Origin of the sequence: Oscillochloris sp. ZM17-4, assembly GCF_019599295.1 — a bacterium.
Lineage (GTDB): Bacteria > Chloroflexota > Chloroflexia > Chloroflexales > Chloroflexaceae > Oscillochloris.
Map to the genome: position 1 here is coordinate 245,793 of NZ_JAIEWN010000001.1, position 22,731 is coordinate 268,523.

The window sequence follows — 22,731 nt, forward strand, 5'->3', positions numbered from 1 at the left end:
CTTGTAGAGACAGATCCCGCCGATGGTGCGCTCACGGGCGCGCAGGGGCATGCAGAAGAGCGAGTGGAAGTTCTCGCGGGTGGCCACCTGGGCCAGGTTGGGGAAGCGCGCGTCCTGGTAGGCGTTCATCACCGCGAGGGGCCGGCTGTCGCGCACCGTCTGGATGATAAAGTCGCGCACGCCGTCGCCCTCGCCGCCGTGGCTGGCGACCAGGATCAGGTGGCCGTCCTCGCCCATCTGGAAGATCGCGGCCCGGTCGGCCTGGGCCAGCTCGACGGCCTTCTCGGTGATCAGGTTGAGCACATCGCGCAGGCCGATCTGCTCGGCGATGCTCTTGCTCACCTGCTGGAGCGTGGTCAGCTCGCGCAGCTTCTGGTGCAGGCGCTCGTCCGTCTGCTGGTAGAGCTGGGCGTTGGCGATGAAGAAGGCCAGCTCGCCGGCGGCTACCTCGACGAAGCTGATCTCCTCCTGGCTAAAGTCGCGCGGGCCGATCGTCTGGACGCTGATCACGCCCTGGAGCTTGTCGGCGCTGAACTGGAAGCGCTCGGCGCTGAAGAGCACGATCGGCACGGCCAGGATGGAGCGGAAGGGCTCCTCGCCGAGCTGCGGCTCGAGGTTGAAGCGCGTCTCCTGCCAGACATCGCGCACCGAGACGGGGTGGCCGAGCTGGGCGGCCCAGCCCGTCACCCCGGTGCCGAGCTTCGTCACCACCTGGCCGACGGCGGCGTAGTTGAGGCCGCGCACCGCCCGCAGCACCAGCTCATCGCGGTGCTTGTCGTAGAGGTAGACCGAGCAGGCCTGCACGCCCACCACCTGGGCCACCGTCTCGACCACCGTCTGGAGCGAGGTGTCCAGGTCGAGCGTGGAGTTGGCGGCGGAGATGATCCGGTGCAGGCCGTCGAGCTCAGAGGCGCGGGCGAGCAGGCGGGCCTCCCACTCGCGGGTGCGCTGCTCCTCCTGGGCGGCGCCGAAGGCCAGCAGCAGCTCGCTGACGACCATGCCCTGGGACATCCTCAGCTGCGCGGCGAGGAGGATGCCGACCTCGGCGAGCACCTCTGCCGCGCCGCCCTGCGCATACCAGAGCGAGGCGATATGGTGCAGCTGGCTCACCCGGGCCTCCTGCGTTGTCTCCGCATCGAGCGCCGAGAGGATCTCCGCGATCCCGGGCAGAGTCTCGCGCAGCGCCGCGATCAGGTCGGGTGGCTGCGATGTCACCACTTCATACATTGCCATATGTCTACCACCTTTTTACATCTCTGCACCATTATAAGGACGTTGGGATGGCGGCGCAACCAAGGTTACTGGAGGGGGTATAATAGCCGCACGAGATCGTGTGAGTTTCCCGGAGGTTCTATGTCCAGCCACGAGCTTGCCGACCTGGTTCGGAACGTCCCCGACTTCCCACTGCCCGGGATCGCCTTCAAAGACATCACGACGCTGATCGGCAACGGGCCGGCCTTCAGCCAGGTGATTAGCTCACTGTCCGACCGCTACCGCGACCGCGGGATCACCGCCGTGGCGGGCGTCGAGTCGCGCGGGTTCATCTTCAGCGCGCCGATCGCCCTTCAGCTGGGCGTGGGCCTGGTGCCCATCCGCAAGCCCGGCAAGCTCCCCGCCGACACCTACCAGATTGAGTACAGCCTGGAGTACGGCACCAACAAGCTGGAGATTCACCGCGATGCCTTCGAGACCGGGGCGAAGGTGCTGGTGGTGGACGACCTGCTGGCCACGGGCGGCACGATCGCGGCGGCCAGCAAGCTGATCGAGCAGGCCGGCGGCACGGTGGTCGAGATGGCCTTTGTGATCGAGCTGACCTTCCTCAACGGCCGTGAGAAGCTCACCCCCTACTCGATCTACTCGCTGATCCAGTATTAGGGTACAGGGTACAGGGTACAGGGTACAGGGTACAGTTTCTGGAACTGTACCCTGTACCCTGTACCCTGGCGGAACGCCAATGCCCCTCCCCTCAATCGACGACTACCCCGAGCGCTACCGCTACCGCTACTGCCCGCGCTGCGCCACGGAGCTGGTGCTGGCCCACCTCCACGACATGGATCGGCAGCGCTGCCCGGCCTGCGGCTGGATCCACTACGCCCTTCCCAACCTGGCGGCCACGGTGGTGGTCGAGTACCAGGGCGGGATTGTGCTCGTCCAGCGCGATATCAACCCCGACCGCGGGATCTGGCACCTGCCGATCGGCCACGTGGAGTACGGCGAGGACCCGGCCGAGGCGGCGATCCGCGAGGGCCAGGAGGAGACCGGCCTGACCCTGGCCGAGCCGCGCTTCCTCAGCTATAGCTTCGGCCCGTCCTACGGCGACCCGCGCATGTTCTATGTGGTGCTGGGCTTCTCGGCCCGCGCCGTGGGCGGCGCGCTGACCGGCAGCGACGAGGGCCGCGGCACGATGGTGCTGCCCCTGGATGCGCTGCCGCCGCTGAAGTGGGACAGCCAGCGGGAGGCGATCGCGGCGTATCGGGAGTCGGTGATCAGGAGTTGGGAGTCGGGGAGTCGAAGCCGCTAATACCCTTTGGAGTCGGAGCGATACGCCGGAGCAGCAGAGCCCGACTCCCGACTCCTGATCACCGATTCCTACCTATGCTCACCATTAACACTATCCACAAGGCCTACGATGGCACCGAGGTGCTGCGCGGCATCAGCCTGGAGGTGCCCGCCGGGGCGACGATGGCCCTGCTCGGCCCCTCGGGCTGCGGTAAGACGACGCTGCTGCGGGTGGTGGCCGGGCTTGAGCGGGCCGACGGCGGGGCGATCCTGTTCGGCGGCGAGCGTATCGACGGCGTGCCGCCCCACCTGCGCGGCTTCGGCATGATGTTTCAGGACTACGCGCTCTTCCCGCACATGGATGTGGCGGCGAACGTGGCCTTCGGGCTGCGCATGCGCGGCCTGGGGCGCGCCCAGGTCGCGGCGCGGGCCGCCGAGGCGCTGGCGCTGGTGGGCATGGCCGGCTACGGGCGGCGGCGGGTCTTCGAGCTCTCGGGCGGCGAGCGCCAGCGGGTGGCCCTGGCCCGCGCCCTGGCCCCCGGCCCGCGCCTGCTGATGCTCGATGAGCCGCTGGCCGCCCTCGACCGCGAGCTGCGCGAGCGGCTCCAGGAGGAGCTGCGCGCCGTGCTGCGCCAGGTGGGTGTGACCGCGATCTATGTCACCCACGACCAGGAGGAGGCCTTCGCCCTGGCCGACGTCGTCGCGCTGCTGAACGCCGGCCGGCTGGAGCAGGCCGGGCCGCCGGAGGCGATCTACCGGCGCCCGGCGAGCCTGTGGGCGGCCCGCTTCCTCGGGCTGCGCAACCTGGCCCCCGGGCGCCACCTGGGCGACGGGCGGGTCGCCACCGGCCTCGGCGAGCTCGCCGGGACGCTGATCGGCGAGCTCGCGCCCGGCGCGGACGCCGTGGCGGTGATCGCGCCCGACGCCGCAGCCCCCGCCGGGGCGAGCCGGCTGCGCGGCGAGCTTGAGTCGCTCCAGTTTCGCGGGCGGCACTACCGGGTCGGCCTGCGCGCCGCCGGCGGGCAGCTGATCGACCTGGACATGGCCGCGCCCCCCGGCGCTGTCGGCGATCTGGTGGGGCTGGGGCTGACTCCCGCGCGGGTGCTGATCTACCCGGCCTGACGCAATTGCAGATTGCAGATTGCAGATTGGCGCAGCGCCTCTCTCTTTGTGACGCAGCCTTCACAGGAGAACATACAATGACGCCTCATACACCAGATCCGCTCGACCTGTTCGGGATCGACTACGTCGAGCTCTACGTGAGCAACGCCCGCCAGGCGGCCCACTTTTACCGCAGCACTCTCGGCCTGACCCCGGTGGCCTACGCCGGGCTTGAGACCGGCCTGCGCGACCGCACGAGCTACGTGCTCCAGCGGCGCAACGTGCGCTTTCTGCTCACCGCGCCGAATCTGCCCGGCCACCCGATCGGCGACCACGTCGCCCGCCACGGCGATGGGGTGAGGGATATCGCCCTGCGCGTGCGCGATGCCGCCGCCGCCTATCGGGCGGCCCTGTCCAACGGGGCCACCGGCGTGCTGGGGCCGACGGCCAGCGAGGACGCCCACGGGAGCGTTGTTAAGGCGACGATCGCCGCCTACGGCGATACGGTGCATAGCTTCATCGAGCGGGACGGCTACGATGGGCCGTTCATGCCCGGCTTCCGCGCGATCAGCGAGCGCCCGCCCGTCCCCGAGACCGGCATCGCCGCGATCGACCACATCGTCGGCAACGTTGATCTGGGCTATATGGAGCAGTGGGTCGGCTACTACCGCGATGTGTTGGGCTTCAAGCAGATGGTCCACTTCGACGACAAGGACATCTCGACCGAGTACAGCGCCCTGATGAGCAAGGTGATGCAGAACGGCTCGGGCAAGATCAAGTTCCCGATCAACGAGCCGGCCGAAGGGCGTAAGAAGAGCCAGATCGCGGAGTTCCTCGAGTACTACGGCGGCCCCGGCGCCCAGCACATCGCCCTGTCCACCGGCGACATCTGCGCCACGGTGGACGCGCTGCGCGCCGCCGGCATCCCCTTTAACAATGTGCCGTCGAGCTACTACGACGACCTGGAAGGCCGGGTGGGCCGCATCGACGAGAGCCGGGCCGCCCTCCAGGAGCGCGGCATCCTGGTCGACCGCGACGAGGAGGGCTACCTGCTCCAGATCTTCAGCCAGCCGCTCCAGGACCGGCCGACGCTCTTTGTCGAGATCATCCAGCGCAAGGGCAGCCGGGGCTTCGGCAAGGGCAACTTCCGTGCCCTCTTCGAGTCGATCGAGCGCGAGCAGGAGAAGCGGGGGAATCTATAAATCGGCGCTGCGGGCATCTGCCCGCAGCGCCGATTTATCGATTATAAGGAGGGCTGCGGCGCGGGCCTGATCCGCTTTGCCAGGGCGCTCCCGCCAACCACCAGGGCCACGATCGCGGCGATGATCCCCAGGTTCTTGACGATCTCACCGACTGCGAAGGCTTCGCCGCCGCCCGGCCCGTGGCCGCCGTGCATCCCGCCGGTCGTGGCCCCGATCAGCCCCGCGCTCCCCAGGGCGTAGGCCGCCCCGGCCACCAGCAGCGCCGCGAGTATAATCACCAGCGTACGTCCAAGCGTTCTCATTGCAGTACTCCCTCTTCCTTCAGCGTCGGGCGGGCGACGCGGGCCGGCTGCGGTGTGGCCTGGCCCGGCGTCAGCGGCGCGATGATAAAGCGCTTCGTCATATTCACGATCCACTGCCAGTGCAGGGCCACGTGCAGGCCCACCAGGAAGACCGACAGGTTCGCGGAGAGGCTGTGCAGCGCCTTCCAGACCCCGCCGTGCATCGCCTCTAGCCCGAAGGTCGGCAGCACCGCCTTCGAGATCATCAGCCCGGTGAAGATGATCACCGTCATGTCGATGAATAGGAGCGCGTTCAGCACGTAGCTCAGACGGGCCGACCACTGCACCTTGCCGAAGAAGCGCTTCGTGACCTGCACGATCCAGCTCCAGTTGAGCAGCAGGTGGGTGGTGATCGTCGCGCCGAGGGCGACGCCCAGCCACTCGTGGATGGTCATCCCGCTGAAGCGCGGGGCCATTGCCACCAGGAAGGACAGAAATATGCCTATATCGAGGGCTAGCTTGGTTAGGTTTCGGTTCGGGCGCTTGGTTGTCTGCTTCATTGTCGTGTCCCCTACAAGAGTTTGTTCCGATGGCTCTATGATAGGGGCGGGCTGTTTAGAAGTGATATAGAAGCTGTTGGGAGGGGGAGTAGAAACGAGAGGGTCTGCGGGAGAGCATTGCTCTCCCGCAGACCCTCTCGTCTGTCTGCCAGCAGCCTCGCTAGAAGCAGCCATCACCGGTGCAGACGCCGTCGGCGGAGGGCTCCGGCGTGTCGAGCTGGGCGTCGCCGGGGCCGGGCTGGAGCGTGTAGTCGGCCACGGCGCGCGCGCCGCTGATGTTGCCGTAGGCGGTGTAGCTGCGCTGGCCCACCGGCTCCTGCTCGCTCAGGTAGAGCACCGCGCTGAAGGCGCCGGCGGAGTCGGCCTGCACGTCGCCGATCCAGCGGGTCGAGTAGTCGGGCAGCGTCACCCAGACGGTGACGATCTCGCTGGGCTTGAAGCCGGCGCCGACGAAGGCGGCGAAGCTGCGCTGGGTGTCGGGGCTGGGGCCGATGTGGAGCGTAGCCACGCTGGTGGCGACGGTCAGGTCGTCCACGCTGACATCGAACTCGGCGATGCCGTTGGCCCCGCTGCTCAGGCCGCGGCCGGTGAAGGCGTAGTGGCCCACCGGCACGCCGGTGACGTAGAGGATATACTCGATGCTTCCGGCGGGGCCGGCGCTGACCCGGCCCAGGTCGACCAGGCTGTTGTCGGGGTAGCGCAGCCAGACCGCGACGCCCTCGCCGCCCCAGTAGCCGCTGCCCCGGAAGACGAAGTAGGAGCCCTGCGAGTCCTTGCCGGGCTCGGCGGTGAGCGTCACGCCGGCGGAGGTGCCGGGGGCCGCGCCGATGCCGACGCTGATGTCGGCGTAGACCTCGCGGCCGCTGTCCTTGCCGTGGGCGGTGTAGGTGTACTTGCCCGTCGGCGTGAAGGTGGCACCCAGGAAGTCGGGCAGGTAGGGGTAGCTGAAGCTGCCGTCGCCGTTGGCGACGACCTCGGCCACCCCGTAGACGCGGAAGTCGGGGTAGGTGATCCAGACGGCGACGGCCTCGCCGGGCGAGAATCCCTGGCCGACCAGGGTGACGGTGTCGTTCTGGCGGGGGCTGCCGGGGCTGGCGCTGAGGCTGGCCGAGCTGGCCATCGACGCCCAGCTCCACAGGCCGAGCAGGGTGGCGATCGCCAGGGTGAATCCCCCCATCAGGAGCCGACGCGCTCTGCTGTGCTGCAACATGGTATTTCTCCCTCCAACTAGCGTAGCGTGCGCGATCATCGCGCCTAGCTCAAGGCTACACCAGGGCCGAGGGGCGACTCAGAGTCGTAAGTGACTATTCGATGACAGGCGGCTTACTGGAGCCTTACAGCGTAGGTGACAGCGATGTCACCCAAGCCCGCTGTGATATGTGGTATCATAGCGCCCGTTTGAGGGCCGCCACGTTCGCGGAAGGACGTACCCTGTCATGTATCAGCATCTGACCCGCGCCTGCTCGCTCCTGCTGCTTCTGGTCGCCCTGGCTGGGTGCGCGAACAGAGTCGTCACCTCGGGGCCCGCGCAGGCTGTCGCCACCTCGGCGCCCGCGCCCAGCAGCGCGCCTGTCGCCTCCCCTATCCCTACGCTGCCACCCACCGATACTCCCGCGCCGACCCTGGCCCCGCCGACGGCCACGCCCGAGCCGCCGACGGCCACGCCCGAGCCGCCGACGGCCACGCCCGAGCCGATCACCGGCGCCCTGGCGCTGCCGCGTGGCAGCGTGACGGAGCGGCCCTACGCGGTGATGCTCGACAACCACCCCGACGCCTACCCGCAGTCGGGCCTGAACGGCGCGGCGATCGTCTTCGAGGCCCTGGCCGAGTTCGGCATCACCCGCTACATGGCCGTCTTCGTGCCCGGCGTCTCGCCCGAGCTGAGCGAGATCGGCCCGGTGCGCAGCGCGCGCCCCTACTATGTGGAGTGGGCCAAGGGTCTGCGCGCCGTCTACTCGCACGCCGGCGGCTCGCCCGAGGGCCTGCTGCTCGCCGAGACCGCGATCGAGATCATCAACAACGACGCGCTCAGAGGCGTCTCCGGCCCCTACTTCCGCCGCAGCGGCGCCCGCCTCGCGCCCCACAACCTCTACACCGACAGCGCCGATATCGCCGCCTTCGCCGCCAGCCGCGGCGTCGAGACGCCCGACCTCAGCGAGATCGGCTTCATCCTCAAGCCCGAGGCCCCCGCCGACCAGCGGCCGGCCAGCCAGCGCCTGAGCTACTTCTTCATCTACCGCGAGGCCTACGTCGGCTGGAGCTATGACCCGGCCAGCAACGACTACCTCTACTTCCGGGGCAGTCGGCCCCACGTCGATCAGCGCACCGGCGCGCAGATCCAGTTTAAGAACCTGGTTGTCATGGAGGTGCCCGAGGCGCCCATCCCCGGCGACCCGAAGGGTCGCATCGAGCAGCAGGTGCTCGGCGAGGGTAAGGCGCGCATCTTCCGCGACGGGACGATGATCGAGGCCACATGGCGCAAGGACGCCGGCTTCGCGCAGCTCCGCTTCTACGCGGCGGACGGCTCCGAGGTTCCCATGAACCCCGGCCCGGTCTGGATCGCTGCCATCCCGTCCATGGACAACCTTACCGTAGAAGGGGGACTATGATAGAAGGCAAATTACGCCACGTGCTCGCGGTCGCCATCCTGGCGCTGATGGTGACCTCCGCCGGCCAGGTGGGCGCCGCGCCCTCCGCCGCGCCGAGCCGCCAGGACACAGCGCCCACCTACCGCATCTTCGCCACGCGCGAGGGCCTTGTCGGCCGAACGACGGCCAACGGCCATACGATCCAGCCCCGCGACCGCTTCGTCGCCCTCCCCTCCTGGAGCGTCCTCTCCCCCAAAGGCACCAGCCAGTACGCCGTGCGCCTGACCTACAACGGGCGCAGCGTGGTCGTGCCGGTCTGGGACGTTGGCCCCTGGAACACTAAGGACGACTACTGGAGCCCGAACCGCCGCTACGGCGACCTGCCGGTCGGTCGGCCGATGGCCCACGCCGCCGTCTTCGACGGCTATAACGGCGGGCGCGATGAGAGCGGGCGCGTGGTCCGTGACCCCAATGGCATCGATATCGCCGACGGCACCTTCTGGGACGACCTGGGGATGAGCCGCAGCGACTACGTGCTGGTCACCTTCCTCTGGCTCGGCGCCGACCCCGGCCCCGGCAACGCGGCGCCGATCGACCCGCCGCCCGCGACCCGGTCCGCACCCGCCCATCCGGCGAAGCCGGTCGAGGTGGAGTCCGGTGCCACGGCGGTGGACAACGGCGGCGAGGGTTACAGCGCGAGCGGGCCGCACTGGGACGATCTCGCCTGCGGGGTGGGCGGCGGCTCCACCTACACGCTCTCGACGAGCGACCCGGCGAAGGGCACCAGCGCGGCCTCCTGGTCGCCGCAGCTCCCGTCGGCCGACTTCTACGAGCTGAAGGCCTACGTGCCCGCGTGCGGCCCGGCCGCCACCCGCTCGGCCCGCTACCGTATCAGCCACGACGGCGTCGTGAACGAGGTGCTGGTCGACCAGCAGGCCAACGCCGGGCAGTGGGTCTCCCTGGGCGTCTTCCACTTCCTGGGGAGCGCCGAGTCGCAGCCCCGCGTGGACCTGGGCGACGTGACGGACGACTCGGGCCTGGCGGTGCGCTTTGACGCCATGGCCTGGGCGCCGCGCACGGACACGACCCCGCCGAACGGCACGGTGACGGCGATCGCCCGCAAGGACAACGGCTACCAGATCAGCTGGGGCGGCACCGATGACATGAGCGGCATCGCCACCTACGATGTGCAGGTGCGCCAGCTGCCGAAGGGCGGCTGGACGGACTGGAAGCAGGGTGTGGCCGACATCGGCGCGTGGTTCGGCCCCGACGAGGGCAAGCAGTTCGCCTTCCGCGTGCGCGCCCGCGACTGGGCCGGCAACCAGGAGCCCTGGCCCGACGGCGCGGATATGGATACGACGCAGGCCGCGCCGTAACCCGCCCCGGCGGGCATCGCCACAACACCGTAGGGCCGAAGCAAAATCGCCTCTGTCGCAAAGCGACAGAGGCGATTTTGCTTCGGCCCTACATCATGCCGCGTGGTGCGGTGCCGCCGGCGCGTTACTTATCGGCCAGGGCCGCGACGCCGGGGAGCACCTTGCCCTCCAGCAGCTCCAGGGACGCGCCGCCGCCGGTGGAGACGTGGGACATCTTATCGGCGAGGCCGGCCTGCTCGATGGCGGCCACCGAGTCCCCGCCGCCGATGATCGTGATCGCGCCGAGGGCCGAGGCGTCGGCCATGGCCGTGGCGACAGCGAAGGTGCCCTTGGCGAAGGGCTCCATCTCGAACACGCCCATCGGCCCATTCCAGATCACCGTCTTCGCGCCGCGCACCTCGGCGGCGTAGATCTTGGCCGTCTCGGGGCCGATGTCGAGGATGCGCCAGCCGGCGGGCACGGCGTCCACGCTGACCGTCTTGGTGTTCGCGCTGGCGCTGAAGGCGTCGGCGATCACCGCGTCGACTGGCAGGATCAGGCGGGCGCCGGCGGCCTCGGCCTTGGCGATCAGGCCGCGGGCGACCTCGACGCTCTCCGGCTCGATCAGCGAGTCGCCCATGTTCTTGCCCATGGCCAGCAGGAAGGTGTTGGCCATGCCGCCGCCGATCAGCAGGGCGTTGACCTTGCCGAGCAGGTTGTCGATCACGCCGATCTTATCGCTGATCTTGGCCCCGCCGATGATCGTGACGAAGGGGCGGGCGGGGTCCTCCAGGGCGCCGCCGATGAAGGCCAGCTCCTTCTCCAGCAGGAGGCCGGCCACGCCCATCAGGTGGTGGGCCACCCCCTCGGTGCTGGCGTTGGCCCGGTGGGCCGCGCCGAAGGCGTCGTTCACAAACACGTCGCCCAGCTTCGCCAGCTCGGCGGCCATCTCCGGGTCGTTCTTCTCCTCGCGCGGGTCGAAGCGGGTGTTCTCCAGCATCAGCACCTGGCCCGGGCCGACCGACCCGGCGGCGGCCTCGGCGGCCGGCCCGGTGATCGCCTCGGTCTTCTTGACCTCGCTGGCCTCGGGGAGCAGCTCGAAGAGCCGCTCGACCACCGGGCGCATGCTGTACTTGGGGTTGACCTTGCCCTTCGGGCGTCCGAGGTGCGACATGAGGACCACGCCGGCGCCGTGCTCGATCAGATAGCGGATGGTTGGCAGGGCCGCCCGGATGCGCGTGTCGTCGGTGATGGCCCCGCTGTCGTCCTGCGGCACGTTGAAGTCCACGCGCACCAGGGCGCGCTTGCCGGCCCACTCGACGTCGCGGATCGTCTTCTTTGCCATGGGGATCTCTCCTTCTATCGGTATCATCCCACTCCCGGCCTATTGTAGCACAGCGGGGGTTGGGGGCTGGGGGTTAGGGGTTAGGAAGCCGCAACCCCAGCCTCCAACCCCCAGCCCCAACCCCCAACCTACACCCGAATACAGGCCACCTCGTGCCCGCCCTTGCGCTCCAGGGCCGGGTCGCTGCGCCGGCACTCGTCTATTGCGATCGGGCAGCGCGGGTGGAAGCGGCAGCCGGGCGGCACATCGGCGGGGTTGGGCGTCTCGCCCTGGAGCAGCACGCGGGCCTGGCGGCGCGGGGCCAGGCTGGGCACCACCGAGAGCAGAGCCTGGGTGTAGGGGTGCTGCGGCGCGGCGATCAGCTCGTCCGCCGGGCCGACCTCGACGATGCGCCCCAGGTACATCACCGCGATGCGGTCGGCGAACATCGCCGCCGTGGCCAGGTCGCATCCCCGACTATACCAGCGATGTCTATCCGGAGCTGCACATTGAGGCGCAGTACGCAGCCCAGATCGGGATCCCGCCGTGCAGCACGGTCGGACAGGCTCTGCGCGACAACCAGATCCTCACCGACGACTATTATGCCGCGCGGGTCGGGGCGAGTGCGGGGCTTGCGCCGCGCTACTACCTGCCCGATCTCGGCGTCGGCCGGCTCGTCGAGGAGCCGAGCGAGATGCTGGCGGTGATCGAGACATTCCTCGCCGGCGATACGATTCTGCTCAGGCGGGCCGCGGTGAGCGCTCGTCTCGACGATTTTACTGCGGATCTGGCGCAAAGCGAGTGCGCGCTGTACGAGCGCGCTGGGCTGACCGTCGACTGTAGCCTTGTGCGCAGCGACTGGACGGCATACGTCTTCCGCGATCAGTTGCTGGCGGCAGAGGCACACTACGATATCCTGGCGATCCAGAGCCACGCCAGCCACCTCTGGCTCGGCTCCGATGGTGAGTTCATTTACGCGCAAGACCTGATAAGCGCCGAGGTCGACCTGTCGCGGGCACTGCTCATCTCGACCGGTTGCCACGCGGGGCTGAATGTCCCGCCGTACCAGTCGCACCCCGCGCTCGACCTGGTGCAGGCGGCACTCGGCCGCCGGGCGAACATGCTTGGCGGCACCAGCTACGGCGTCGTTAGCAAGAAGCATCTACGCTGGAGCGAGGCGCTGATTCTACGGTTTGAGCAGATCCTGCTGAGCGGCGCCGAGCCAACCCCAGGCCGCGCGCTCGCCGCCGCCAAGGCCGACTATCACCGTGAGACCTACGACGACGGTGATACGCTGAATGATGCGAAGGCCTCGCTCCAGCTCGTCTTCTACGGGCTGCCGATGTATCGCTATGTCGTTCTGGGCGGTGCGGGCACATAGGAGCGGCATTGCCCGAAATGGTACGTCACACCCGGTCGATGATCCGGGCTTGACACGGATAACGCAATGCGTTATACTCAGGACATAACGCGATGCGTTATACATGAAGTACTATCGCACCGAAGGAGGCCTACAATGGCAACCGAGACGATCAAGAGCGACACAATAGAGCACGAGAGCCAGAGCGCCGACATGGGCAAAGCGATCGAGGCCAGCATCAACGATGTGCAGAAGACCGTTGCCAAGGCCGGCGACACGATGTTCGTCTGGCTAAGCAAGGTGCCGCTCGCGAGCCTCGGCCTGGTCGGCATGATCAGCGATGAGGTGCAGGCCGTCGCCAACAAGTTCTACCTGAACAAGCTGATTGAGCGCGGCGAGGCCGTCCAGAAGGACACTGAGAAGTGGCTGCAGGATATGCAGGCGCGCTTCCGCTAGAAGCGACTGCAGCTCAGTGACAAACAACGGGAGGGATCAGGCGCTGCCTGATCCCTCCCCGTTTGTCATTTAGGCATGTTTCAGAGAGCGTTACAGTTTGGTATAGCGCAGGGAATTCCAATGCACAATCCCTGCCACCTGCCGCCTGTCACCTGAAACCATGCCTTACTACAGCAGCCGCATCGCGAAGGCGGCCAGCAGCAGCGCCCCGCCGATGGACAGGCCGCTGAAGAGGTAGAGGCCGTAGGTGCGCAGGCGCGTGCTGCGCAGCAGGGTTCGCTCGTCGCGGTGGCTAATGATGAAGCGGCGGGCGCGGTCGACCGGGTGGCGCATGAGCACCGGCTCGCCGCCGTCGTCGGCCAGGCAGGCCAGGATGTAGACCCGGTTGCCGAGAGGCAGGGCGCGCTCCTCGCGCCAGATCTGGCGCTCGACGTTCAGCTCAGCGCCGGTGTAGGACTCGAAGCGGGCGACGGTCTCCAGCAGGTCGATCCGGGCACCGGCGGTGTCCACCGCCATGCGACCGCTGGCATCGCGCACATAGAAGCGCGGCACCCGGCTATCGTGCAGGTCGAATGTGTGGCCGACATTGCGCTGGCCGCGCTGGTGGATCATGCTGTGCTGGCGGTTCGCCCCGAGGGGGCCGCCGTAGCCAAGCCGCTCCTTATCCTCCGTCACCGAGTAGTCGTAGGCCACACAGAGCGCCTCGCTATAGGGCGCGCGTAGCGGCGAGTCGCACTCGATCGTACCCACCACCTCGACCAGCTGCCCGAGGCGGCCCGCGCGGTGGCGGGCGGCCACCTCGGCCACGCTCATCGTCTCAGTCTCGCGCATGGCGAGGATGCTGCCCTCGCCGCGCCAGGCGAAGGCGGCGGCGACAATGCCGGCGAGGGCGAGGGCTATGGCAATAGCAAGAAGGATGGCCATGGTGACTGTTGAGTGTTGAGCGTTGAGTGTTGAGCGCTGAGCGTAGTGTAAGCTGCGGGCATATCGGGAGCACAACCGAGGTGCGGTCTTTCATCCCTCGGTGACGAGCTCTTAACGCGTTTGGCGGAAAACCCCGGCTAGAGTAGATAAGGCTGTGACACCGTATGTCGCAGGTGCTTAGAAGCGAGGGAGAGCGATGAAGACAGTGCTGGGAAAGGTCGGCTATGTGCTGGCCAATATGGTCGTGATGGTCATCCTGCACGGCAACAGCAAGCAGTTCTGGCCCAAGATCCCATACCTGAGCCTGAAGAACGAGAGCACGGGCGAGCACGCGCGACTGCTCTTCAACACCCTGGCGGTGGTGACGGTATTCCAGGCTCTGCTCCGGCGGCTGCCGCGCGAGCGCTGGCTGGGGCGGGGCGTCGTCCTCGCGGCGATGCCGGCGACCCTCCCGCTGGTGATCTTCATCGGCCAGAAGGTGCTGCGCCTGCAAGGCCAGGCCGCCGAGGCATACAACCTCTCGATGGTGCCCATCCTACCGATCGCGGCCATGGTGGCCGAGGACGCGATCGCGCGTACGCGCATAATACGGTCGCAGCCGTAAGGGCGCAGCAGCGCGGCGCTGCTGCGCCCTTACGTTCACGTCAGGAACACCTTATACGCCGGGTTCTCGCTCTCGTCGGCGTGGCGGTAGCCCAGGCGATCCAGCGACTCGCGGAAGCGGGGCAGGGCTGCCTCCGGCACCTGGATGCCGGCCAGCACTCGGCCGTGGGCGCTGCCGTGGTTGCGATAGTGGAACAGGCTGATGTTCCACGACTCGTCGATCGACTCGAGGAACTGGAGCAGCGCGCCGGGCCGCTCGGGGAACTCAAAGCTGTAGAGCCGCTCGTCCACCGCCTCGGGCGCGCGCCCGCCCACCATGTGCCGCAGGTGGACCACCGACAGCTCATCGTTGGTCAGGTCGATCGCATCGTAGCCGGCGGCGGCCAGCTCATCAAGCAGGGTGGCCCGCTGGTCGGCCCGATCCAGCTGCACGCCCACAAAGATGTGGGCCTCGGCGCGCGGCGCGTAGCGGTAGTTGAACTCGCTGATGCTGCGCCCGCCCACCACCCGACAGAAGCGCTTGAAGGAGCCCGGCTGCTCGGGGATCGTCACCGCCAGCAGGGCCTCGCGGCGCTCGCCGATCTCGGCCCGCTCGGCCACGTGCTTCAGCCGGCTGAAGTTCATGTTCGCCCCGCATGTCAGGGCCACCAGGGTCTCCCCGCTCAGCCCCCGCTCCTCCACGTCGCGCTTCAGCCCGGCCAGGGCCAGGGCGCCCGCCGGCTCCTGCACCGCCCGCGTGTCGTCGAAGACATCCTTGATCGCCGCGCAGACCTCGTCGGTCGTCACGCGGACGATCCGGTCGACGTAGCGCTGGGCCAGCCCGAAGGTGTGCGCGCCCACCCGCCGCACCGCCACACCATCCACAAAGATCCCGACCTGGGGCAGCGTCACCCGCTCGCCCGCCGCGAGGCTCTGGAACATGGCGTCGGAGTCGTCCGGCTCGACGCCGATAATCTCGACCTGGGGGCTGATGCTCTTCAGAAAGACGGCGATCCCAGCGATCAGACCGCCGCCGCCGATCGGCACATAGACCTTGTAGCGCGCGGCGCGGATCTGCTGCGAGATCTCAAGGCCGATGGTGCCCTGGCCGGCGATCACCAGCGGGTCATCGTAGGGGTGGACGAAGGTCATGCCGTTCTCGGCCTGCAGCCAGTAGGCGTGGGCCTCAGCGTCGCTGTAGCTATCGCCGTGCAGCACCACCTCAGCGCCGCGGGCGCGGCAGGCGCTCACCTTGATCTCGGGCGTGGTGGCCGGCATGACGATCACCGTGCGCAGGCCGAGGCGCTGCCCGGCGTAGGCCACGCCCTGGGCGTGGTTGCCGGCCGAGGCGGTGATCACCGCCCGCCCGCGCTCCTCAGCCGTCATGTGGGCCATGCGGTTGTAGGCACCGCGCAGCTTGAACGAGAAGATCGGCTGGAGATCCTCGCGCTTGAGCAGCACCTCATTGCCCAGGCGGGCCGAGAGCTGCGGCGCGGCCTGGAGGGGCGTCTCGCGGGCGACATCATAGACGCGGCTGGTGAGGATGCGCTGAAGGTAGTCGAGGTTCACAAAGAATCCTTATGATGGGCCGATGGAGGGGCGCGGCGCGGCGCGCCCCTCCATCGGCGCGGGAGGGGCGGCCTGAACAATCTCCATCCACTTCTCGGGAGCGCTGATCAGGGCGAAGCCGAACTTCGCATAGAGCCCGTGGGCGTCGCGGGTGGCCAGCATAAAGCGCCGCAGGCCGCGCAGGTCGGGGTGGGCGACGACGGCGCCCATGAGCCAGGTGCCCAGGCCGTGGCCCCGGTAGGCCTCCAGCACAAACACGTCGCACAGGTAGGCGAAGGTGGCGTAGTCGCTGATCACGCGGGCCAGGCCGATCTGCGCATCGCCCGCGTAGAGCCCGAAGCAGAGCGAGTGGGACAGCGAGCGGGCAACCTGCGCGCGGGTGCGGCCGGCGGCCCAGTAGGAACCCGTCAGGTAGCCATGGATCACGTCCAGATCGAGGCGGGCCGGGTCGGTGCTGATGCGAAAGCCATCTTCGAGCAGCTCATAGGGAGACAGCATATCGGCGGGGCGCATATCGTTCACGTCCTTCAGGGAAGAGGGCCGCGATCCCTATCGCGTCGCTGGCCCCGATTATGAGCCAATTCGCCCCGGCGCGCAAGGCGCGGGGGAGCGCTGGCCTCGGGGCGGCTGAGGCGATCCATGTATAATAGGTGACTGTTCTGGCAGCATATGCGTAGGGCTAAGCATCAGGCCCAGCGCCGAAATTGAGGGCAACACCGTATGGCGACTATCCTTCAGCAGCTTCCTATTGGCGCAAAGATCGGCCTCGCATTCTCAGGCGGCCTCGACACCAGCGCGGCGCTCCACTGGATGCGCGCCAAGGGCGCCATCCCCTACGCATACACGGCCAACCTCGGGCAGCCCGACGAGCCGGACTACGAGGACATCCCGCGGCGCGCGCTGACCTATGGCGCCGAGGCCGCCCGCCTGGTCGACTGCCGCAAGCAGCTGGTGGCCGAGGGCCTGGCCGCGATCCAGTGTGGCGCGTTTCACATCACCACGGCGGGGGTGCCCTACTTCAACACCACGCCGCTGGGGCGGGCGGTGACCGGCACGATGCTGGTGGCCGCCATGAAGGAGGACGAGGTCAACGTCTGGGGCGACGGCAGCACCTTCAAGGGGAACGACATCGAGCGGTTCTACCGCTACGGCCTGCTGGTGAACCCGAGCCTCCAGATCTACAAGCCCTGGCTGGACCAGGCATTCATCGATGAGCTCGGCGGCCGCGCGGAGATGTCGGCCTACATGGCGCAGCACGGCTTCGACTACCGCATGTCGGCGGAGAAGGCCTACTCGACCGACTCGAACATGCTCGGCGCGACCCACGAGGCAAAGGATCTGGAGCACCTCAGCCAGGGGATGTATATCGTCAACCCGATCATGGGCGTGCCCTTCTGGCGCGAGGAGACGGCCATCGCCTACGAGGAGGTCCGCATCACCTTTGAGGAGGGGCTGCCGGTCGCGCTCAACGGCACGACCTTCGACGACCACGTGGCCCTGCTGGCCGAGGCGAACCAGATCGGCGGGCGGCACGGGCTCGGGATGAGCGATCAGATCGAGAACCGCATCATCGAGGCCAAGAGCCGAGGGATCTACGAGGCCCCCGGCATGGCGCTGCTCCATATCGCCTATGAGCGGCTGGTGACCGGCATCCACAATGAGGGGACGATCGAGCAGTACCGCGAGAGCGGGCGGCGGCTCGGCCGCCTGCTGTACGAGGGCCGCTGGTTCGACCCGCAGGCGATCATGCTGCGCGAGTCCGCGCAGCGCTGGGTCGCGCGGGTGATCACCGGCGATGTGACGGTCGGCCTGCGCCGCGGGAACGACTACTCGATCCTAAACACCGATTCGCCGAACCTGACCTACGACGCGCAGCGGCTGACGATGGAGAAGGGCGAGTCGTCGTTCTCGCCCCAGGATCGGATCGGGCAGCTCACCATGCGCAACAACGACATCGCCGACACGCGGAAGAAGCTCTCCACCTACCTCAGCAGCGGCCTGCTCGCTGATGGGGGCGTGCTCCCCCAGATCACAGGCCCGCAGGACGAGGCCCAGGGCTGAGATCTGGAGGTTGGTTTGGCGCATCGCTGGCGGATTCACCGCCAACGATGCGCCAAACCAAGCCAGGGCGTCGCCCTCGTGGCGTCGCAGGCGCACGAGAAATGATGGCCGTGGCCGACGGGTCGCTCGCCGACGCGCGGGCCACCCTGTCCTCGCTGGCGGCCACCATCGGCGGGGCCACCCAGACCATCACCGACACCCTGCCGGTGCTGGACGACCTTGGCGGGCTGGCCGGCGACGAGCTGCCGCAGACGCTGCGCTCGACCCAGGCGGCCCTCGGGTCGGCCCAGGAGACGGCGCGGGTGGTCGACAGTGTCCTCGGGGCGATCAGCGGCTTCGGGCTGATCAGCGCGACCACCTACAACCCCAAGGTGCCGCTGAGCGACTCGATCGGCCAGGTGGCGCGGAGCCTCGACACCCTGCCCACCTCGCTCAGCGAGGTCTCCGCCGGGATCCGCACAGCGCGGGGCAACCTCGGCCAGCTGAACAAGGACCTGGGAGCGGTGGCGACGGGGGTCGGCGGGGTGCGGGCGAACCTAGACGAGGCGGCGGCCGTGGTGCGCCAGTACCGGGGCATCGTGGGCGACCTCCAGGCGCAGGTGGCGGAGATCCGGGCGGCGGCCCCGGGCTGGATTGACCTAGCCGGGGTCGGCGTGGGCCTGCTGCTGATCTGGCTGGCCCTGGCCCAGCTGGCGATCTTCGCCCAGGGCTTCGAGATGCTGCGGCGCGACCGGCCCGCGCAGCGGGCGGAAAAACAGTGATGCGGGCGCGACATGGCCGCGCCCGCATCACATCCCCGCCGGGTCGCTCAGCTCGCCGGAGTCAGGAGTCCGCCGCCGCTGAGCGTGTAGGTCGCGCCGCCGAGCGCCGGGTTCGCGGCAACATCGTAGTAGACCGTGTGGCCGTTGCCAATGATGTTGCTGACCGTGCCGCTCACGATCCCATCGGCGTCGCTCAGCGTCGTCAGGTACGAGTCCGCTGTCACCGTCCAGGTGCTCCAGGCGTCGAGGGTCAGGCTGGCCGCCTGCGCCGTGTTCGCGGCATTGATCGCGCCGGTGAGCGCGGAGCCATTCTTCAGCGTGACGGCCGCCGTGCTGACGGCGTCCGCCCCAATATCGCCGGTCATCAGCTGGGCGTCGGCGGTGAGGATGGCCTGGCCGCCATTCGATCCGCTGCCGCCCCAAGCGCCCGCGCTGGCGTCGATCAGCGCCCCCGAGGGGTTGATCAGACTCACGCCGCTCAGCGTGATCACCCCGGTCGAGTTCGTGACATAGAAGAGCGGGCCGACCACGGCCGAGAGCGTCCCGCCGGTCATTGTGAATGTGCCCTGGGTGCCCTCGGCGTCGCCCGACATGCTCTGGTAGATCATCACGCCCCACTTCTGCGCGCCGGTGAGGGTCGTGTTTGTCAGGCTGATCGTGTTCGCCCCCTCGATCACGGCGGCCTCGGAGCCAGTGGCGGTGATCGTAGCGTCGGCGACGCTGATCTGGCCCGTCGAGTAGATGCCGGGCGAGTCGGCCCCCGAGGTCGTCACATTGCCGCCTGTAACGCTGATCGTGCCGCTGCCGCGGTCGGTGGCGATCGCGCCAGCGTTGGCCCCGGCGGTGCGCATATCGACATTGGTGAGGGTGAGCGCGCCGCCGTTGGTGGCCATCACGGCGTGGGCGTACTGGCCGGTGGCGCTGATCGTTACGTTAGCGAGCGCGACCTGCGCGCCGTCGCCGCTGGCGAAGACACCGTTGGCCCCCGCGCCGCTGCTGCTCACCGTGCTGTCCGCCAGCGTGATCGCGCTGCCCGCGCCAGCGAGCACCGCCGCGTTGAGCCCGTAGAAGCTGCTGCTGTCGGACGAGGACGTTTCGCCGCTGGACGAGATCGTCGTGCCAGACAGCTCAAGCACGCCGCCGCCAGAGACATAGACGGCGCTCTGATCAGTCTGCGTGGCTGTGTAGGTCTGTCCGGACTTCACCGCGCTGCCACCATCCTGGCGGTAGGCCGCCGATGCGGGCATGACAACGGCCACCTGGCCCATGGCGGATGGGAGGCTCGTACTGGTGCTCGGCGCGCAGGCGCTCAGGGAGATGATCGCGGCGGCAGCCATGCTGGCGATGGTGATAGGCCTTCTCATTACTGGGTTTCCTCTGGTGTCTGTCAATGCCGCAGCAGGCGGCGTCATCTGTGTATAGTCCCAGGGTAGCGCCACGTCTTTCAGAAGCTGTTAAGAAGCGGTGTACTGACGCTATAGTTTCGTGTAGAGGGACACATGGCCATCGAAGATCAGGTGACGCCCGCGCAGTGGCTGGCGCTGCGGCAGGGGCCGTGGGCGGCGGGCTGCTACGTGGCGACGGCGGTGGGAGGGAAGGTGCAGCAGGTGCGCGAGCTGCTGGCGCTCGGCGAGGCGCTGCGCCAGGAGATCGAGCGTGGCGGCGAGGGAGACCTGGTGGCGGAGGTGGCGGCGGCGGTGCTCGGCGAGGCGCCGATGGACGCCGCGCCCGGCCCGAGCCCCGACGACCGGCCGGCGCTCCTGCGCGCGGTGGCGGCGGCCGGCGCGGCGGCGGGCGGCCTGGCGGGCGGCGAGGTCTACCGGCGCTGGCTGGTGGGGCTGGCCCGCGCCGTGGCCGAGGCCGAGTCGGACGGCGGATTCCTCGGGTTCGGCGCCGAGGCCATGCACGCCGCCGAGCAGGCCGCCCTGGCCGAGGTCGCCGAGGCGCTGGGGCTGCTGGGGATATCGTGGGGACTGAGGAGCGACCGCTTCTATCTGCCACACACAAATAATATAACGGGCACGGCATGCAATACCTTAGCACCATCCTGATCGTCGACGACGACGCGTATGTGCGGGCCATGCTCCGCCAGGTCTTAGCTGAGGAGGGGCATGAGCTGATCGAGGCCATGCGTGGCGATGATGCGCTGCGCATGGTCAGTGAGCACCTGCCTGACTTGGTGCTGCTCGATGTGATGATGCCGGGCATCGATGGCTTTGAGGTGTGCCGGCAGCTGCGGGCCGCACCGCAGACGCGCGAGATCGCGATCCTCATGATCACGTCGCTTGACGACCGCTTCTCGCGGCTCCAGGGCATGACTGCCGGCGCCGATGGGTTTATCTCCAAGCCTTTTGATCGCTCCGAGCTCCTGGCCCAGGTGCGTACCATCACCCGGCTGAATCGCTACCGCCACCTGCTCACCGAGCAGGCGCGGTTCGCGCAGCTGATCCAGCTCTCTCCTGACGGGATCGCTACCCTGAGCGGCGACGGCGCGATGACGCTGGCGAACGCCTCTCTGGCCGCGCTGCTCGGCGTCGAGGATCCGCAGCAGCTTGACGGGCAGAGTCTGGAGGTCTTCCTCACCACAGATAGCCTCGACCGCTACCGCAGCGGGGTGGATCTTGTGCTGTCGGGGGCGCAGCCATCCGTACGGCTTGAGCTGAACATGCGTGCGGTGGGCGGCCAGCAGATCCCAGTTGAGGTGAGCTTTGGCGCTTTCCGCGATCAGAATGGCTCGGTGATCCAGGCGATTGTGCGCGACATCAGCATGCGCAGGCGGGCCGAGGCGCAGATCCAGCAGCAGATCAGTCAGCTCACCAGCCTGCACGCGATCGGCGTGGCGATCACGGCAAGCCTGGATCTGGAGACAACGCTGTCGGTGCTTATCGACCGTTTATTCGCGCACCTGCACGTCGATGCCGTGAATGTGCTGCTGCTCAATCAGAACACGCAGATGCTCGACCTTGCGGCGAGCCGCGGCGTTGCGCTTCCACCCGACCGCTATGTTTCGGTGGCGCAAAACGAGGGGCTGCCCGGGATCGCGTTTTTTACCCGTCGCCCGGTCAGCATCGCGGATCTGAGCTGCGAGGATCTCCATAACAGCCGCGACCGCTATCTGCGCGATCACTTCACCTCCTATATGGCCATGCCGCTGATCTCGCACGAGCAGTCGCTCGGGGTGATCGAGGTGATGAAGCGCGATCAGGTTGAGCCTAGCAACGACTGGCGGATCTTCTTTGAGACGCTCTCCATCCAGGCCGCGATCGCGATCAGCACCGCCGGCCTCTTTGCGCAGATCCAGCAGGCCAATGTTGAGCTCTCCCACTCGTATAACGCCACGATCGAGGGCTGGTCGCGGGCGCTCGATCTGCGCGACCACGAGACGGAGGGCCATAGCACCCGCGTCACTGACCTGACGCTCCAGCTCGCGCGCCGGATGCGGCTCTCGCCAGAAGAGCTCGACCATATCCGGCGCGGCGCTCTGCTCCATGACATTGGCAAGATGGGTGTCCCCGACCGTATCCTGCTCAAGCCCGGCCCGCTGAGCAGCGATGAGTGGCAGGTGATGCGCCAGCATCCGATCTACGCCTACCAGTGGCTCTCGGCCATCCCCTTCCTTCATGAGGCGCTGTCGATCCCCTACGCGCATCATGAGCGATGGGATGGCAGCGGCTATCCGCGTGGGCTGCGGGGCGATCAGATTCCGCTCGCGGCGCGTATCTTCGCCGTGATCGACACGTGGGACGCCCTGCGCTCGGTGCGGCCCTACCGTATGCCATGGCCTGAGGCACGGGTGTTGGCCCATATCCAGTCGCTCTCCGGCAGCCACTTCGATCCGCAGGTGGTCGAGGCGTTCCTCGCGCTGATGCGTGATCAGCGTGAGCTGACGGTGCATTAGCCCCTGCGGGCTGCCTGGCTGAAACCTGATAGGGGAGCCGCGATGGGCCGGGAATGCCGGCGTGTCGCGGCTCCCCTTTTGCGATTCTCCCGCGGCGGGTGCCAGGGCATGTGCAACGTCCTGAGCCCCCCCGGCTGGCGACTGAAGTCGCGCCGGCGGGGCGCGTTGCGCCGGGCGTCGGCCTGCGCCGACGCCGGATCCGCCCACGAA

At 68.1% G+C, this 22,731-nt stretch carries 23 protein-coding genes; 13 read left to right on the forward strand and 10 right to left on the reverse strand.

Going from position 1 to position 22,731, the window contains the following annotated elements:
• A partial coding sequence (locus K2Z83_RS00970; protein WP_220593492.1) for a GAF domain-containing protein occupies nt 1-1,227 on the reverse strand: 1,227 nt, incomplete at its 3' end.
• A gap of 126 nt (nt 1,228-1,353) precedes the next feature.
• On the opposite strand from K2Z83_RS00970, the gene K2Z83_RS00975 reads away from it, so the two are divergent.
• From K2Z83_RS00975 to hppD, 4 genes are all read left to right on the forward strand, one after another.
• Nucleotides 1,354-1,875: an adenine phosphoribosyltransferase gene (locus K2Z83_RS00975; RefSeq protein ID WP_220593313.1), complete on the forward strand. Its 522-nt coding sequence runs from the start codon at nt 1,354-1,356 to the stop codon at nt 1,873-1,875.
• A 79-nt stretch (nt 1,876-1,954) separates the two neighbouring features.
• Entirely contained in the window at nt 1,955-2,521 is a 567-nt protein-coding gene (locus K2Z83_RS00980) for an NUDIX domain-containing protein (protein WP_220593314.1), read from the forward strand.
• Nucleotides 2,522-2,595: 74 nt separating this feature from the next.
• A complete protein-coding gene (locus tag K2Z83_RS00985) occupies nt 2,596-3,621 on the forward strand; it encodes an ABC transporter ATP-binding protein (RefSeq protein ID WP_220593315.1) in 1,026 nt (341 codons plus the stop codon).
• Between the two features lie 77 nt (nt 3,622-3,698).
• Entirely contained in the window at nt 3,699-4,802 is a 1,104-nt protein-coding gene (gene hppD, locus K2Z83_RS00990; protein WP_220593316.1) for a 4-hydroxyphenylpyruvate dioxygenase, read from the forward strand.
• Nucleotides 4,803-4,843: 41 nt separating this feature from the next.
• On the opposite strand, the gene K2Z83_RS00995 is transcribed toward hppD, so the two are convergent.
• From K2Z83_RS00995 to K2Z83_RS01005, 3 genes are all read right to left on the reverse strand, one after another.
• The gene (locus K2Z83_RS00995; protein WP_220593317.1) at nt 4,844-5,104 is read right to left on the reverse strand and encodes a hypothetical protein; all 261 of its coding nucleotides are present in this window, start codon (nt 5,102-5,104) and stop codon (nt 4,844-4,846) included.
• Nucleotides 5,101-5,643 carry a DUF4405 domain-containing protein gene (locus tag K2Z83_RS01000; protein WP_220593318.1) on the reverse strand — a complete coding sequence of 181 codons (543 nt, stop codon included), beginning with the start codon at nt 5,641-5,643 and terminating at the stop codon, nt 5,101-5,103. Before K2Z83_RS01000 ends, K2Z83_RS00995 begins: the two co-directional genes overlap by 4 nt.
• A 160-nt stretch (nt 5,644-5,803) precedes the next feature.
• A complete protein-coding gene (locus K2Z83_RS01005) occupies nt 5,804-6,853 on the reverse strand; it encodes a hypothetical protein (protein WP_220593319.1) in 1,050 nt (349 codons plus the stop codon).
• 226 nt (nt 6,854-7,079) lie between these two features.
• On the opposite strand from K2Z83_RS01005, the gene K2Z83_RS01010 reads away from it, so the two are divergent.
• Nucleotides 7,080-8,252 (forward strand): DUF3048 domain-containing protein, encoded by a 1,173-nt coding sequence (locus K2Z83_RS01010; protein ID WP_220593320.1) that lies wholly within the window; start codon nt 7,080-7,082, stop codon nt 8,250-8,252.
• Nucleotides 8,249-9,607 carry a hypothetical protein gene (locus tag K2Z83_RS01015; RefSeq protein ID WP_220593321.1) on the forward strand — a complete coding sequence of 453 codons (1,359 nt, stop codon included), beginning with the start codon at nt 8,249-8,251 and terminating at the stop codon, nt 9,605-9,607. The genes K2Z83_RS01010 and K2Z83_RS01015 overlap by 4 nt, the downstream gene beginning before the upstream one ends.
• A 124-nt stretch (nt 9,608-9,731) precedes the next feature.
• On the opposite strand, the gene pgk is transcribed toward K2Z83_RS01015, so the two are convergent.
• Complete coding sequence (gene pgk, locus K2Z83_RS01020; protein WP_220593322.1) at nt 9,732-10,931, reverse strand: phosphoglycerate kinase; 1,200 nt, start codon at nt 10,929-10,931, stop codon at nt 9,732-9,734.
• A gap of 128 nt (nt 10,932-11,059) precedes the next feature.
• Nucleotides 11,060-11,359 (reverse strand): ABC transporter ATP-binding protein, encoded by a 300-nt coding sequence (locus K2Z83_RS01025; protein WP_220593323.1) that lies wholly within the window; start codon nt 11,357-11,359, stop codon nt 11,060-11,062.
• Between the two features lie 245 nt (nt 11,360-11,604).
• Here K2Z83_RS01025 and K2Z83_RS01030 point away from each other — a divergent pair, with 245 nt between their 5' ends.
• Together K2Z83_RS01030 and K2Z83_RS01035 are read left to right on the forward strand one after the other, a co-directional pair.
• Nucleotides 11,605-12,291: a hypothetical protein gene (locus K2Z83_RS01030; protein WP_220593324.1), complete on the forward strand. Its 687-nt coding sequence runs from the start codon at nt 11,605-11,607 to the stop codon at nt 12,289-12,291.
• A gap of 135 nt (nt 12,292-12,426) precedes the next feature.
• The gene (locus K2Z83_RS01035) at nt 12,427-12,726 is read left to right on the forward strand and encodes a hypothetical protein (RefSeq protein WP_220593325.1); all 300 of its coding nucleotides are present in this window, start codon (nt 12,427-12,429) and stop codon (nt 12,724-12,726) included.
• A 168-nt stretch (nt 12,727-12,894) separates the two neighbouring features.
• Here K2Z83_RS01035 and K2Z83_RS01040 read toward each other — a convergent pair whose 3' ends face one another.
• Nucleotides 12,895-13,650, reverse strand: a complete 756-nt coding sequence (locus K2Z83_RS01040; protein ID WP_220593326.1) for an E3 ubiquitin ligase family protein — start codon at nt 13,648-13,650, stop codon at nt 12,895-12,897.
• Between the two features lie 196 nt (nt 13,651-13,846).
• Between K2Z83_RS01040 and K2Z83_RS01045 the strand changes: the two genes are divergently transcribed.
• A complete protein-coding gene (locus tag K2Z83_RS01045; RefSeq protein WP_220593327.1) occupies nt 13,847-14,254 on the forward strand; it encodes a hypothetical protein in 408 nt (135 codons plus the stop codon).
• Nucleotides 14,255-14,289: 35 nt separating this feature from the next.
• Here K2Z83_RS01045 and ilvA read toward each other — a convergent pair whose 3' ends face one another.
• Both ilvA and K2Z83_RS01055 read right to left on the reverse strand, forming a co-directional pair.
• Nucleotides 14,290-15,801: a threonine ammonia-lyase, biosynthetic gene (ilvA, locus tag K2Z83_RS01050; protein ID WP_220593328.1), complete on the reverse strand. Its 1,512-nt coding sequence runs from the start codon at nt 15,799-15,801 to the stop codon at nt 14,290-14,292.
• A gap of 9 nt (nt 15,802-15,810) precedes the next feature.
• Nucleotides 15,811-16,314: a GNAT family N-acetyltransferase gene (locus tag K2Z83_RS01055; protein WP_220593329.1), complete on the reverse strand. Its 504-nt coding sequence runs from the start codon at nt 16,312-16,314 to the stop codon at nt 15,811-15,813.
• A gap of 207 nt (nt 16,315-16,521) precedes the next feature.
• On the opposite strand from K2Z83_RS01055, the gene argG reads away from it, so the two are divergent.
• Both argG and K2Z83_RS01065 read left to right on the forward strand, forming a co-directional pair.
• Complete coding sequence (gene argG, locus K2Z83_RS01060) at nt 16,522-17,862, forward strand: argininosuccinate synthase (protein ID WP_220593330.1); 1,341 nt, start codon at nt 16,522-16,524, stop codon at nt 17,860-17,862.
• 101 nt (nt 17,863-17,963) lie between these two features.
• Nucleotides 17,964-18,623 (forward strand): hypothetical protein, encoded by a 660-nt coding sequence (locus K2Z83_RS01065; RefSeq protein ID WP_220593331.1) that lies wholly within the window; start codon nt 17,964-17,966, stop codon nt 18,621-18,623.
• 47 nt (nt 18,624-18,670) lie between these two features.
• On the opposite strand, the gene K2Z83_RS01070 is transcribed toward K2Z83_RS01065, so the two are convergent.
• Complete coding sequence (locus tag K2Z83_RS01070; RefSeq protein ID WP_220593332.1) at nt 18,671-19,987, reverse strand: hypothetical protein; 1,317 nt, start codon at nt 19,985-19,987, stop codon at nt 18,671-18,673.
• A gap of 135 nt (nt 19,988-20,122) precedes the next feature.
• Here K2Z83_RS01070 and K2Z83_RS01075 point away from each other — a divergent pair, with 135 nt between their 5' ends.
• Both K2Z83_RS01075 and K2Z83_RS01080 read left to right on the forward strand, forming a co-directional pair.
• The gene (locus K2Z83_RS01075) at nt 20,123-20,674 is read left to right on the forward strand and encodes a hypothetical protein (protein WP_220593333.1); all 552 of its coding nucleotides are present in this window, start codon (nt 20,123-20,125) and stop codon (nt 20,672-20,674) included.
• Nucleotides 20,650-22,521: an HD domain-containing phosphohydrolase gene (locus tag K2Z83_RS01080; protein WP_220593334.1), complete on the forward strand. Its 1,872-nt coding sequence runs from the start codon at nt 20,650-20,652 to the stop codon at nt 22,519-22,521. Before K2Z83_RS01075 ends, K2Z83_RS01080 begins: the two co-directional genes overlap by 25 nt.
• The last annotated feature ends 210 nt before the right edge of the window (nt 22,522-22,731 follow it).

Coding starts and splice junctions, on each gene's coding strand:
- K2Z83_RS01040 (WP_220593326.1), bottom strand. CDS start 13,650: ATGGCCATCCTTCTTGCTATTGCCATAGCCCTCGCCCTCGCCGGCATT.
- pgk (WP_220593322.1), bottom strand. CDS start 10,931: ATGGCAAAGAAGACGATCCGCGACGTCGAGTGGGCCGGCAAGCGCGCC.
- K2Z83_RS00995 (WP_220593317.1), bottom strand. CDS start 5,104: ATGAGAACGCTTGGACGTACGCTGGTGATTATACTCGCGGCGCTGCTG.
- K2Z83_RS01070 (WP_220593332.1), bottom strand. CDS start 19,987: ATGAGAAGGCCTATCACCATCGCCAGCATGGCTGCCGCCGCGATCATC.
- K2Z83_RS01005 (WP_220593319.1), bottom strand. CDS start 6,853: ATGTTGCAGCACAGCAGAGCGCGTCGGCTCCTGATGGGGGGATTCACC.
- K2Z83_RS00980 (WP_220593314.1), top strand. CDS start 1,955: ATGCCCCTCCCCTCAATCGACGACTACCCCGAGCGCTACCGCTACCGC.
- K2Z83_RS01015 (WP_220593321.1), top strand. CDS start 8,249: ATGATAGAAGGCAAATTACGCCACGTGCTCGCGGTCGCCATCCTGGCG.
- K2Z83_RS01010 (WP_220593320.1), top strand. CDS start 7,080: ATGTATCAGCATCTGACCCGCGCCTGCTCGCTCCTGCTGCTTCTGGTC.
- K2Z83_RS01055 (WP_220593329.1), bottom strand. CDS start 16,314: ATGCGCCCCGCCGATATGCTGTCTCCCTATGAGCTGCTCGAAGATGGC.
- K2Z83_RS01025 (WP_220593323.1), bottom strand. CDS start 11,359: ATGTTCGCCGACCGCATCGCGGTGATGTACCTGGGGCGCATCGTCGAG.
- K2Z83_RS01075 (WP_220593333.1), top strand. CDS start 20,123: ATGGCCATCGAAGATCAGGTGACGCCCGCGCAGTGGCTGGCGCTGCGG.
- hppD (WP_220593316.1), top strand. CDS start 3,699: ATGACGCCTCATACACCAGATCCGCTCGACCTGTTCGGGATCGACTAC.
- K2Z83_RS01065 (WP_220593331.1), top strand. CDS start 17,964: ATGATGGCCGTGGCCGACGGGTCGCTCGCCGACGCGCGGGCCACCCTG.
- K2Z83_RS01000 (WP_220593318.1), bottom strand. CDS start 5,643: ATGAAGCAGACAACCAAGCGCCCGAACCGAAACCTAACCAAGCTAGCC.
- K2Z83_RS01030 (WP_220593324.1), top strand. CDS start 11,605: ATGCTGGCGGTGATCGAGACATTCCTCGCCGGCGATACGATTCTGCTC.
- K2Z83_RS01035 (WP_220593325.1), top strand. CDS start 12,427: ATGGCAACCGAGACGATCAAGAGCGACACAATAGAGCACGAGAGCCAG.
- argG (WP_220593330.1), top strand. CDS start 16,522: ATGGCGACTATCCTTCAGCAGCTTCCTATTGGCGCAAAGATCGGCCTC.
- K2Z83_RS00985 (WP_220593315.1), top strand. CDS start 2,596: ATGCTCACCATTAACACTATCCACAAGGCCTACGATGGCACCGAGGTG.
- K2Z83_RS01080 (WP_220593334.1), top strand. CDS start 20,650: ATGCAATACCTTAGCACCATCCTGATCGTCGACGACGACGCGTATGTG.
- K2Z83_RS01045 (WP_220593327.1), top strand. CDS start 13,847: ATGAAGACAGTGCTGGGAAAGGTCGGCTATGTGCTGGCCAATATGGTC.
- K2Z83_RS00975 (WP_220593313.1), top strand. CDS start 1,354: ATGTCCAGCCACGAGCTTGCCGACCTGGTTCGGAACGTCCCCGACTTC.